Genomic DNA, 12,221 nt, shown 5'->3' with positions numbered 1-12,221 from the left:
TTTAAGTTTTTCTTTCTACAAATCCTATTTATTTATAGAAGTTTGGCGAGAAAAAAATTTAACTATTCCTTTGATTTTCCCAAGGGAAAGAGAAGGTTTAAAGACTATTAAAAGCAAGGTATTGATTACTAATTTAGTAAACTTTAACATAAAAATATAAAAATTGGTATACCTTTTTAAAGTGAATAAATAACTATAGGTACTATGAAACATTTTATTAGTTAAATTACGATTAGTAATAGAAGAAGGGTGATGAAATAAACTAAATTGATTAGTAATCGCAATTTTGTGACCTTTTTGTTTATATCTCAGACAAAAATCAAAATCTTCATAATAAAGAAAATAATTACAATCAAATTGAGGGCAAAGATCAAAGTTTTTAAGGTTAATAATCATACTACAACCACTGAGCCAATCACAGATTAAATAATCTTGATTAACATTTTTTTCAAATAAGTTAGTTTCTATAATATCACCTAATTTTTGATTAAAAATTCCTCCGCCAAACCAAACTTTTTGCTCTTGGGTGTAAATAATAGTACCTAAGATCGAAAGTTCTGAATATTTTGCTAAAAAATTAATAACATCATTAAAATTAAGATTGTGAAAATAAGTATCGGGATTAATTAACCAAATAATAGCATTTTTATTTTTTTGATAAATAAAATTTATGCCTAGATTACAGGCTTTACCAAAACCTAAGTTTTGTTGATTATTAATGATAATTACATTATCTGATTGTAAAATTTCAATACTTTGATCCTCGGGAGAATTATTAATAATAATAATTTGATAATTTAAGCAATTATTATTATCTATAGAGCTTATTAAATTTTGAATTAAATTAGTTGAATGGTAATTAATAATTAGTAAATAGATCACATTAAATTTATGACTATAAATTAGATACAATGAATTAAATAAATTAGTATTACTTGATGATTTTAGCCTATTTTGCTTTTTTATCTCCTCAATGCTGAAGGGCTATCTAAATAAAGTCTGCCGAAGCAAACTTCAGGCCAAATCCTGATTAATTATTACTGATTAATTGCGCCTAGTGCTATAATGTGTTTGGGATTAGACATTCTTGCCCCGATCCTTCCCTCAATTTCCTTAAATTTATAGATACAATGGCCGACTTTAAAAAAAAACCTGCCCCGAAGAAACAGTTTAAATCTAAACCTAATTTTTCTGATCATAAGCACTCTACATCTGAATTTAAACCAAAATTTAAACCCAAAGTTAAACCCAAAATTCAACCGCAAGTTAAACCAATCATTGATGAAACGGAGATAAATAGGCAAGATCAAACACAAGAAGAAGAATCAGAATTAGTTTACGGAAGACATCCTGTTTTATCTGTCTTAAATAGCGATCGCCCCTTAAATCGCATTTGGATCACCCATCAACTGCGCTATGATCCCCGTTTTTTATCTTTGATTAATACCGCTAAAAGTAATGGTACGGTTGTGGACGAAGTGGGGGTTAGTTTACTTGATAAAATTGCCAAAGGCGGTAATCATCAAGGAGTAGCCGCCCAAATTTCCCCTTATGAGTATTTAGACTTAGAAGAGCTAATTGTTCAGGCTAAACAAAAAAGTAATTCTCCAGTCTTTATTATTACTGATGGGATCACTGATCCCCATAATTTAGGGGCGATTATTCGTACGGCGGAGGCTTTGGGTACTCATGGCTTAATTATTCCCCAACGGCGATCGGTTGGGATTAACTCCACTGTGATGAAGGTTGCGGCCGGAGCTTTAACTTATTATCCTGTAGCAAGGGTAGTTAATCTCAATCGAGCTTTAGATCGCTTAAAAGACGAAGGTTTTTGGATCTATGGTACGGCGGCCAATACGGGCAATGCTTTACATAAAGTTGATTTTCAGGGGGCGATCGGTTTAGTGATCGGCTCAGAAGGTGAAGGCTTGAGTCTATTGACTCAAAAAAAATGCGATCTGTTGGTAGAAATACCTTTAACGGGTAAAACTCCCAGTTTAAATGCTTCTGTAGCAACGGCCATCACCCTGTATGAGGTCTACCGTCAGCGTTGGTTAACCCAAAATAATCAACATTACATAACATCTTAAGATAGTTTAACCTTCCCAAAATTAGAATAGGGAAGTATAACTAAATAAAATAGTAGTCTTTAGTTGTTTAAGATGATTTAATTCGTCAAGAGTTTTGCTTAGACTACTATTAAACAATTCACTCTTTCACAATTTAATTTTAAAAAGTTTTTTTCGTTTTCAAAAAAGAATTATGATTAACTCTATTAAAGAAATTTTCATCAAAGTATTAGAATTTATTGGTTTTGCTTTTTGGATTGAAATTAAAACAGATAAGCCAACTTGTATCTATTATTTTGGGCCTTTTTTAACTAAAACTGAAGCCGAAAATGCTCAGAGCGGTTATGTTGAAGATTTACAAAATGAAGGGACTCAAGGTATTTTTGTTGAGATTAAACGCTGTAAACCTCAAACTTTAACAATTTTTGATGAGTTAGGGGAAAAAAAGTCAAAGAGTTCGATTAAAAATTTCAGTTTTGAAATCTAACAGTTTATTTATTAAAGCTTTAACCTTAATTCTCTTACTTATTATTTGACTTCTTGATTGATTGACAAAAGTTAACTAATTAAGTTAACCTGAAAAAAGTCAATGCTAAAGATTAAAATTAAAATTTGAGAGAAAACCACAATGGCTTACGAATTACCAAAACTTCCCTATGATTATACCGCTTTAGAACCTTGTATTTCTAAAAGCACTTTAGAGTTTCATCATGACAAACATCATGCGGCTTATGTTAATAACTTTAATAATCTTGTAAAAGGGACTGATTTAGATAGTAAATCCCTTGAAGAAGTTATGAAATTAACCGCCAATAATCCTGAGAAAGCTGGTATTTTTAATAATGCGGCACAATCATGGAATCATAGTTTTTATTGGCAATGTCTTAAAGCTAATGGAGGTGGTACTCCCTCCGGCTCTTTAGCTGATAAAATTAATGCTGATTTTGGTAGTTTTGAGAACTTTGTTGAAGCTTTTAAAACTGCTGGTGCGACTCAATTTGGTAGTGGTTGGGCCTGGTTAGTATTAGATAATGGCACTTTAAAAGTTACTAAAACTGGAAATGCTGGAAACCCTTTAACCAGTGGTCAAACTCCTTTATTAACAATGGATGTGTGGGAACACGCTTATTATTTAGATTATCAAAACCGCCGTCCTGATTATATTAATGACTTTTTAGGAAAGTTAGTTAATTGGGATTTTGTGGCTGAAAATTTAGCCAAAGCTTAAGTTAATTTTGCTTAATTTTTATTAGAATTTCCGAAGTTATAAGCTTCGGAAATTTTTATTTTAAGTTTATTTAAGATTAGTTGGTTTTCCCGATCAAGTAAACTTTATCTTTAAATATTCCCTATCCCGTATTATTAGAATGGGAAGAAATTGCTAATCAATAATCAATAATAATTAATAATTAAATTTCAAAATTAAAACCTTTTTGTTTTAATTTTTGATATTTTTCTTCATCAAATTGATAAAGTTGGGCGGCACGGTGAGCGACTCCAATTTGTTTTTCTTTTAAGGGAATTAACAGTTCCATTTTTAAAATTTTACGGCGAAAATTACGTTTATCTAAATCTTGTCTTAAGACATTTTCATATAATTTTTGTAACTGAGAAAGGGTAAATTTTTTGGGTAATAATTCAAAACCGATCGGCTCATAACGTAATTTTCCTTGTAATCTTTTTAAGGCAACATTTAAAATTTGATCATGATCAAAAGCCAATTTAGGAATATCATTAAGGGAAAACCATTGAGCTAATTTTGCATCAGTGGTAGCTTTAATTTTCTGTTCAGTTAAGTTAATTAAAGCATAATAAGCAACAGTAATTACTCTTTCTCTTGGATCTCGATTGACATTTCCAAAAGTATATAATTGCTCTAAAAATATTTCTTTAATACCCGTTTCTTCTTGTAATTCTCTTAAGGCCGCATCTTCTAAAGACTCATCTAAATGCACAAAACCACCGGGTAAAGCCCATTGATTTTGAAATGGTGGGATTTTTCTTTTAATTAACATTACTTTTAAAATTTGATTGCGATCCAAGCCAAAAACAACACAATCAACTGTAACAGCAGGTTTTGGATATTGATAAGTATAAGGCATTATAAAGATACTATCTAAAACTGATTTTATATTATATCATTAATTCAGTGATTAATGACAAATAACTAAAATTAATCATTTGATTCTTCTAACTTTTTATCATTTTTAATAATACTTAAAATGCTACTAATAAAAGTTAATAAATTACTTAAACTTCCCTCTTGATTATTATTAGTAATAATTGTTGTTTTTTGTTCATCAGGGGCGGGTAAATTTTTGGCTATTTCTGATAATTGATTAATTAATTGAGCTTGTAAATTAACCTCAGAAATATTATTTTCGATTTCTTTTCTTCTTTGTTCTAAATTTAATTCTCTTTGTCTTTGTTCAATTTTAGCAATATTTTCTAACTGTTCAATGTCTAATTTAGCTATTATTTCTTCTTTGACTTTTTGCCGTTGAATTGCATCAAATAACATCTGTTCATTGAGTTTTTCTGTTTCAGCAGTAATCTTTCTTTTTTCTATATCTAATTCCTGTAAAACTAACTCTAATTTCGCCTCATTTTGAGCCTGTAAAGTTGCATTTTCTTCTACTAATTTTTGACGAGTAGCTTCTTCTTCTAAAGTATGACGGCGTAACATTTCGCTATGTTCTCGATCATATTTTTTCTGTTCTTGATTAGCTTTTAAAAGTTCAATTTCACTTTGGGCATTTAATTCCGCTCTTTCTTGAATAATGCGATTTTCTAACTCTTTTTTCGTAATTTCTTCTTGATTTTTTAACTCAGCTAAACGAGCCAATTTTTCCCTTTCAACCCGAAAAGGAATTTGTAAATTTTGCCATAATTGTGCCGAACTAACTACCGCTTCTTTTATTTGTACAGTGACAATTTTTAAGCCTAAACCTTCAATTTTTTGTTGACCATTTTTGCTTCCTTCCGCTACATTTTGCAAACGATTAGTTAACTCTTGAATAATCGGTTGTTTATCACTTAAAACCTCATCAATAGACATGGTAGCAACCTTATCTTTAATGGCCGCTTCCGCCTGTTCTCTTAATTGAATATTAACAATACCCATCGGGTCTTCAGGATCGCTAAAATCCAATTTCCAATAAGCAGTTTTAATGTCGTCAATAATCCACTGTACATAGGCTTGAACTAAAATACCTTGACGTTCACGACAGATACAATTGGCATTAATTAAGATAGTTTGAACAGCAGAAGGTATAATTAAAAAAGCATCGGTGAGGGGGTTAAAAGGGAAAGAAATACCCATCCCAATATGAATCGGTTGTTCATGGCCTCTACGGGTATGAATTACATAAACATTGGGGGGAACAACCACACTTTTCCATAACCAAAAACCCGTTATTCGATATTCGATCGCGCGGCCAATGTGAATAGGAGGAGGGGAAATAATATCATTAGAAACGCCCCCCATCATTTGAAAATTACTTGAAACCATCGGTGCAGGTGCTGATGCTTGGGGGATAGAACGTCTTTTTTGTAATTTATTACTAACTTCTTCCTGTTCCTGTAAAACTTGTTGTAAATAGGTATTTTCGGGAGGTTTTCTTTCCATAAATTTAACCTCATTTTAATTAAAATTAATGGTGATTGATGATTATTTATATCTTAAACAAAAAAGTGGAGATTTTACCAAAAATGAAGTTATTGATCCCATTAGTTAATAATAAGAAGTCGCACAACTATTAAATCCCCGACTTTTCCTATTAGCAATGATTCGATTATTTCCACAAATAATCAATAACTATAAACTACAAAATCTTCTTTGACGATCTAAGTCTGGTTCTTGCCAAGAATAGGCAAAATGACTGATAGAATTAATTTGAGGTAAGGTGCGGCGAATTGAGTCCATTTGATTTTCTAAAGAAGGACGATTATTGACAGATTGACTCCACCCACCAGCTAAGGCCGGAGTGATACTAGCCCCATTTCGAGACATATTAACTACTCGTCTGACTAATTCCACAATACAACCGGAATGGCCACAAACACCGTAAGACATGGGATGATATTCCATATTAACGGGAAAGCGATCCCAAGGTTGTAAACGGGAATCAAAGCCAAGTTGGCCGACCGTTTGATTTCCGTCTGGGAAGAAGACTGCTCCTGTTTGAATACCTTGACGTTGGGCGGGGGTGGAAGCGACCGCTAAAAAGTCAATCACACCTTGGGCGGCATGGGCTACGGTTAGATACCATAGATCCAATTGTAATTTTTGATGTAGTTGTTGAGGGGAGGCCGAATATTCCCATTCTAAAGGTACACGCCCCTGCCACATCGGGATTTGTTCATTGGGATAACCTTCCTGTACACTTAAAATATCTTGGGGGGTGATAAAACCGTTGCGAATATAACGATCGATCAAAGCTCGGCCTTGACGATTTTGCGCCCTTTGATAGAGGGCTTGCCGAGAAGCATTACTATAGATCCATAGGTCTTCAACTTCACTGGCTACGGAGTTTGAGCCTGTTCCCCTTGGATAACGGATATAATCAAATAAAATTCCATCGGGGCGACGTTTAGCCACTTCAGATACTAATCCATAATAATCGCCCCTAGCGATTTCATTATAGGGGTCTACAAAGGCTTGAGAACCATCACTAACGTAGGATAAACTACTTTGCCCTCGGCCGTTAATAGCTAAAACTCCTTGGCGATCCCTTCTTTGACTATAGGCATAACCAAAATTCATGGTAAATAGCCAAGCATAGACTTTTAAACCCCTTTCACGACCTTTTTGAATGGCTTGAGCTAGTAGATCCACATTATTAGCTTTAGGATCATCAATCACAGATCGCCAAGGTGTGGGATTATCATTGGGGGGTAATAGGACTTGACTATCGTAAAAAACCTCAACATATACTTGGTTATAACCTTTATTAATCAATTGATCAAAAATATCATCTAAAGCTCCGGGTTTAACGTCACAGGGGTAAAGACGAAGCCAGATCGCTTGATTTTTTAACCAATTTTGATTACGACAAGTTTGTAAAAGATTACGATGTTCATTGAGTGTATTTTGATAGGCTTGACGTGCTTCGAGATTACCTTGTAAAAAACTTTTGCGTAAATTATTTTTCTGGGTGATTAGATCTTGACTAAAATGACAATAACGATTATCAATAGCGGCTTGGGCGGGATTAAACCAAGCATTTTGAGCGAAAAAAGTTGTTGAAGAAATAAAACCGATCATTGCCCTTCGGCAAAAAGTTTGTAATTTTTTGGTGACAAGATTAGGATTAACTTTCATATTTCGTTATTGGTTATTCGTTATTAGTTATTGTTTATTTGTTATTGGTCACTGGTCATTGGTCATTGGTCACTGGTCATTGGTCACTGGTCACTGGTCATTGGTCACTGATAACTGGTAAAATTTTATAAACCACGTTTAATGGCAATTTCTACCTGTTTAAATTCATCATTCAAGCGATTTTTTAGCTTTTCAGGAATGGGACGACTACCATAAGCGGTATAATATCCGGCCAAGGAATTTAAAGCGGTTTGCATGGTGGTAAAAGAGCGTAAAGTCGCCCGTTTTGTGTCTCGGCGATAGCGAGAAGCATAGTCATTGATCTGTTGATGGGCTAAAGCGGAAATTTCTGCTTTATTTTCAGCATCGGAGGGTAAATTAATGGCTGTAGTTAAAGTTTCAATAACTTTAAGGGTATCATCAGCATAATTACCTGTAATACCTCCGGGAGTAGCAGAACAACCCATTAAGCCGATCATAACGACTAAAACTAAAGCTAAACAACGAGAGAAAAAAGTTTTAAGTGACATACAATTCAATAAACAACTTTGGTGCAATAAATTTAATCCTAACAAGTAATTGTTCAATTAACTATGTCCAAATTTTAAATTAAATTTCAAATTTGGCATTTTTGGGAAATTTTCGTTACCCTCATATTAGTTATAGTTCTTGATGGAGTTTTGAAGATTATGGAAGGAGGCACTCTCTTGCAAGATCGTGATTACACTCTGATTATTGATAAAAGTGGTAGTATGTCGATCGCTGATCAACCAGGTGGGAAAACCCGTTGGGATGCGGCGCAAGAATCAACTCTAGCTTTAGCTCGAAAATGTGAACAGTTTGATCCTGATGGCATTACCATTTATCTATTTTCTGGTCGTTTCAGACGTTATGATAATGTTACCTCTAATAAAGTTTCTCAAATTTATTTAGAAAATGATCCTATGGGGCGCACTGATCTAGCTTCGGTGTTAAAAGATGCTTGTGATGATTATTTTCTTCGTAAAGGGGAGGGTAAAACTAAGTCTAATGGTGAAACTATTTTGGTTATTACTGATGGTGAGCCTGACGATCGCAAAGCGGTGATGCGAGTTATTATTGAAGCGGCCAATAAAATTGAGCGTGATGAGGAGTTAGCTATTTCTCTGATCCAAGTGGGCAATGATAAGACTGCTACTCAATTTTTAAAAGCTCTTGATGATGAACTTCAAGGGGTGGGAGCAAAATTTGATATTGTTGATACTATTACAATTGAAGATATGGAAGAAATGTCTTTAGTTGAAATTTTACTTAATGCGATCAATGATTAGATTTATTCCACAAGTTGAGTAATAAGTAATCGGTAATAAGTAATAAGTAATAATGGGAACTATTCACTTTTAATTACCATCAAATAATCACATATAAAGAATAACAAACAATCAATAATTAATCACAAAAATTATGTATTCAAGTTTAACATTATCTTCTGTTCCTGAATGGGAAGTATTTGCCCTTGATGCGTCACCTAATGTTGAGCAACTTGATAATATTAAGGCTCATTTAGATTTAATCTTATTAGCTTTAGAAGCATTAACGGGTATTACTTCAGAAGAAATGTTACAAGTGGCTACTCAATTAAATTTGGAAAAATTTATCGCTGATCGCATCGGTTTATGGCGTTTACGTCAATCAAATCCTTTGCGCAAAAGTTCGGGCGGACGTAAAAAATTAGATGTGGATGAGGCCAGATCTTTAGTGTTAATTATTTGTACTTTAGCCTATCGTTATCAAGAATTAATCCGTAGGGCTGTGGCTTTATTGGAACAAATGACTCAACAAAATCAAGAGCCTCACCGTAGTGCTTTATTAGGGGATTATTTAGATAATTTTAATAATACTTATTTACAAAGAATGGATGAAGAAAAGAGTCTTTCTAGTCGTCAATTATCCCAATTAGCTTTTAAATTATTAATAGATTTATTATTTTATAGTGATAAAAATGGCCATCGCCGTTTATGGTTAGCTTTAATTGATTATTCTAATAATTAAAGGTCATTTTTCGTTTGTAAAGTATTAATTATTAATTGTTAATTATCTATTGTTAATACACCAGCAAAAATATTTCTCACAGCCCTACAAATTCGGTTAATATCTTCTTTTAATAAGGGTGGCCAAGCAATATTAGTTTTCTCTCCTATTTCAAAAGCTAAACGACTATCAAAAGATAATAAATGTAGGGCATAAACTAATTCTCGATCTAAATGACTGGTGCCGTGTAAGCCGTCAAACACTATTTTTAAGGCTAATAAAATATTGGTTACTTGTCCGGGTATAGGGGCTTTTCCTTGTTTTAAATGATTAAGAAAAGTCTTACTATTTTCTTCTGAAATATCTACTTGAGAAATTAAAAATTTACGCGCTGTTTTATAATCCATACTAATTTAATAATTGATAATTGATAGTTGATAATTTACAAATAACAAATAACTAATAACCAATAACCAATAACATTAAAATCTTAAACCTAAGCCTGTTTGCACGGAAAAAGCCGTACCTCCACCATTGCGGTAGGCATCAAAGGCGACCACTGCATTACCAAATAGTGCTAAGTTACTATTGGGCATCATGTAATCAATGCCGGGTTGTAAGGCAAAAGCGGTCTGATCCCCTGTGGGAGAAGGCCCTCCGTTGGCAAAAGATACCCCAGCGCCCAGATAAAGATCCGTAGTCCAACTAATGGGTACATCGTATGAAATAGTGGGAATAATGGCTGTGCCTTGACCGATCAGGGCTTGAGTGCGAAAAGAAACGGGGGTTTCTAAAAATTTATAACGCAGGGAGATCACTCCTCCTACTTGTTGGCCGTCGCTTTGACTGTCATTGGTGATGCCAAAAGTTGGGCCTACCCCAATATAACTGCCATAAGCGGCTTGTGCTGTGGTTGGTTTGGTTGAATAGTTAAAACTGACTGCGATCGCAGTAGTTGCCAATAATAGATGAAACCAAGAAGATTTAAGTTGGGCTTTGAGTTGCATCGTGGACTCCTCACAGGTCAATAATCAATTTTAATCGCATTATAAACTAAAAGTTTTAAAAATAAAAAAAGAAAATAAAGTAAATTTTTATTTTTTATGATCTTGTAAACTATAGCCCACTCCTTGTAAAATTCCTTTGCCAACTAAGCCGATCCCTTTTCCAATAATTTGGGTTAAAATAAAGACCAAACCTTTACCTAAAAAAGTAATTATTGTCTGTAAAATTGGAGTTATGGCATCTTTAAATTCAAGGATAATTGTTACTAACCAAGGAAAACCTGTTAATTTTTCTAATTCTTTTTGGCGGGGATAATAAATAAAAAGTGATTGAATTTTACACTGATTAAAATAAAAGAATTGATATTTACTTTCAAAAATTGCTTGGGGTTCAATTAATAATTTATGATGGCGATATTGACTGGAAACAATATTTCTAAATTTGGCCATTTCCCTTGATGAATAATAGAGATTTATTAAAAGTTTATCTTTGATTTGTTCCTGTTCAGAAAAGTGATTTAATAATAATTGAATGACCGAATTGGCCAATAAAATAATTAAGTTTTGTAAAATTATTTCTGCTCTTTGATTAGCTTCAAAAGTATTAAAACTATAGGAAATTTGATCAATTAAAATTGATTTTTCTAAAATCCAATAATTCAATAGATCTGAGGTTAAAGGTATTTTATTTAAAAGTTGTTGTTGAATGTTAAAAGTATCTTGAATAATCAAATTTTTTAATTGTTCTTGATTCAAGAGGGGGGCATTTTGTAAAATAAATTCAAAGGTTACTTCTTGCCAAATTTGAGTTAAAATTAATAGATTTTGCTCCGATAATTTTTGACTATCAATTTTCAGTAATTTTAGGGCTTCTAATTTTTGATAAATTTTATTTAAAATTAAATAGATTAAAACTTTTTTTGGTTGACTTTTTAAAATGTCTATTTCTAAAATTAAACCTGTTTGATTAATAATTTCTGAGTCAATTTTAATTAAATTAAAAGTAGTTTCTAAAATGGGTTTAATCTTGGATTTTTGCTCACCTAAATTAATTAAATCAGGAAATATTAACATTGGTTCACTTGAACTATTAATATTAAGAGTTTTAGAATTATTGTTATTAGTTAATTGCTCTTGTTTTACTGATTTTTCTTGATTTAATAATTGTTGAAAGTCTTGGGGAAAAAGATGATTAATTAACCAACGTGCTGTTAATAATTCTCTTTTTCTACCCAATAAAAATTGGTAATTAAAATTGGAAAGATGATCAATTTTTAGTTGAGATTCTATTTCTTGAAGATTAAGATTAACTTCTGTTAAACCAGTTTGATAAAATTTTAATAACCAATTTTGATTGATTATTTTTGGTAAATTTGTCTGATTATTTTTAGATGAATTAAATTGTAAATTAGGCCAATAATTTTCCCCTTGGGTTATTTTACTTAAAATTAAAGTTAATTGATCTAAAGAAATGCCCTTTTGAGAATAACCATTAATGCCGATTTTTTTTGCTTCAAGTAACTGTGGATGAGTAAAATTATTACTCAATAAAAAAACTTTAATTTTGGGGTATTTTTTGGTTATTTGCTGATAATAATTTAAAAATTCTTGTTCTTGACTATGATTAGTTAAAATCAAATCTATAATAATTAAATCGGGTAATTCTTTTTGACAAATTGGCAAAATTTCCGAGATTGAATTAATATTTCCAATCAAATTAAATTGAGAAAAAGCTTTAATTGCTGTGGCAAAACCTAAAGCAAAAATTGGATCGGCATCTAACAATAAAATTTTAATAGCAACTTGATTCATAAA

At 32.2% G+C, this 12,221-nt stretch carries 13 protein-coding genes; 5 read left to right on the top strand and 8 right to left on the bottom strand.

All coding sequences use genetic code 11. From position 1 onward, the window contains the following. Positions 1-24 precede the first annotated feature (24 nt). A complete protein-coding gene (locus tag Anndu_RS13445) occupies positions 25-882 on the bottom strand; it encodes a glycosyltransferase family 2 protein (protein WP_464101692.1) in 858 nt (285 codons plus the stop codon). A gap of 248 nt (positions 883-1,130) precedes the next feature. Here Anndu_RS13445 and rlmB point away from each other — a divergent pair, with 248 nt between their 5' ends. The 3 genes from rlmB (at position 1,131) to Anndu_RS13430 (ending at position 3,297) form a co-directional block, all read left to right on the top strand. Next, positions 1,131-2,090 (top strand): 23S rRNA (guanosine(2251)-2'-O)-methyltransferase RlmB, encoded by a 960-nt coding sequence (gene rlmB, locus Anndu_RS13440; protein ID WP_464101691.1) that lies wholly within the window; start codon positions 1,131-1,133, stop codon positions 2,088-2,090. 172 nt (positions 2,091-2,262) lie between these two features. Further along, on the top strand, positions 2,263-2,556 hold the full coding sequence (locus tag Anndu_RS13435) for a DUF1816 domain-containing protein (RefSeq protein WP_464101690.1): 294 nt from the start codon (positions 2,263-2,265) through the stop codon (positions 2,554-2,556). Between the two features lie 141 nt (positions 2,557-2,697). Further along, complete coding sequence (locus tag Anndu_RS13430; RefSeq protein ID WP_464101689.1) at positions 2,698-3,297, top strand: superoxide dismutase; 600 nt, start codon at positions 2,698-2,700, stop codon at positions 3,295-3,297. A gap of 181 nt (positions 3,298-3,478) precedes the next feature. On the opposite strand, the gene Anndu_RS13425 is transcribed toward Anndu_RS13430, so the two are convergent. The 4 genes from Anndu_RS13425 to psb27 all read right to left on the bottom strand — a co-directional run bounded on the left by Anndu_RS13425 (position 3,479) and on the right by psb27 (position 7,922). Continuing rightward, complete coding sequence (locus Anndu_RS13425) at positions 3,479-4,171, bottom strand: NUDIX hydrolase (protein WP_464101688.1); 693 nt, start codon at positions 4,169-4,171, stop codon at positions 3,479-3,481. Positions 4,172-4,242: 71 nt separating this feature from the next. Continuing rightward, positions 4,243-5,697, bottom strand: a complete 1,455-nt coding sequence (locus Anndu_RS13420; RefSeq protein WP_464101687.1) for an SPFH domain-containing protein — start codon at positions 5,695-5,697, stop codon at positions 4,243-4,245. A gap of 189 nt (positions 5,698-5,886) precedes the next feature. Beyond that, positions 5,887-7,392 (bottom strand): family 10 glycosylhydrolase, encoded by a 1,506-nt coding sequence (locus Anndu_RS13415; protein ID WP_464101686.1) that lies wholly within the window; start codon positions 7,390-7,392, stop codon positions 5,887-5,889. Between the two features lie 125 nt (positions 7,393-7,517). Continuing rightward, positions 7,518-7,922, bottom strand: coding sequence for a photosystem II protein Psb27 (gene psb27 / locus Anndu_RS13410; RefSeq protein WP_464101685.1), 405 nt, complete (start codon positions 7,920-7,922; stop codon positions 7,518-7,520). 159 nt (positions 7,923-8,081) lie between these two features. Here psb27 and Anndu_RS13405 point away from each other — a divergent pair, with 159 nt between their 5' ends. Both Anndu_RS13405 and Anndu_RS13400 read left to right on the top strand, forming a co-directional pair. Further along, positions 8,082-8,702, top strand: coding sequence for a vWA domain-containing protein (locus Anndu_RS13405; protein WP_464101684.1), 621 nt, complete (start codon positions 8,082-8,084; stop codon positions 8,700-8,702). Positions 8,703-8,835: 133 nt separating this feature from the next. After that, positions 8,836-9,423 (top strand): DUF3038 domain-containing protein, encoded by a 588-nt coding sequence (locus Anndu_RS13400; RefSeq protein ID WP_464101683.1) that lies wholly within the window; start codon positions 8,836-8,838, stop codon positions 9,421-9,423. Positions 9,424-9,461: 38 nt separating this feature from the next. Here the strand turns inward: Anndu_RS13400 and Anndu_RS13395 are convergent, their stop codons facing one another. The 3 genes from Anndu_RS13395 to Anndu_RS13385 all read right to left on the bottom strand — a co-directional run bounded on the left by Anndu_RS13395 (position 9,462) and on the right by Anndu_RS13385 (position 12,218). Next, complete coding sequence (locus Anndu_RS13395; protein ID WP_464101682.1) at positions 9,462-9,809, bottom strand: hypothetical protein; 348 nt, start codon at positions 9,807-9,809, stop codon at positions 9,462-9,464. Positions 9,810-9,884: 75 nt separating this feature from the next. Beyond that, positions 9,885-10,409: a hypothetical protein gene (locus Anndu_RS13390; protein WP_464101681.1), complete on the bottom strand. Its 525-nt coding sequence runs from the start codon at positions 10,407-10,409 to the stop codon at positions 9,885-9,887. Positions 10,410-10,496: 87 nt separating this feature from the next. Continuing rightward, positions 10,497-12,218 (bottom strand): DUF3685 domain-containing protein, encoded by a 1,722-nt coding sequence (locus Anndu_RS13385; protein WP_464101680.1) that lies wholly within the window; start codon positions 12,216-12,218, stop codon positions 10,497-10,499. Positions 12,219-12,221: the final 3 nt, after the last annotated feature.

It is taken from the genome of Annamia dubia NIES-4383, from assembly GCF_055394725.1.
The sequence above is the reverse complement of the archived record's forward strand: the minus strand, read 5'-3'. Positions and strand labels throughout refer to the sequence as shown.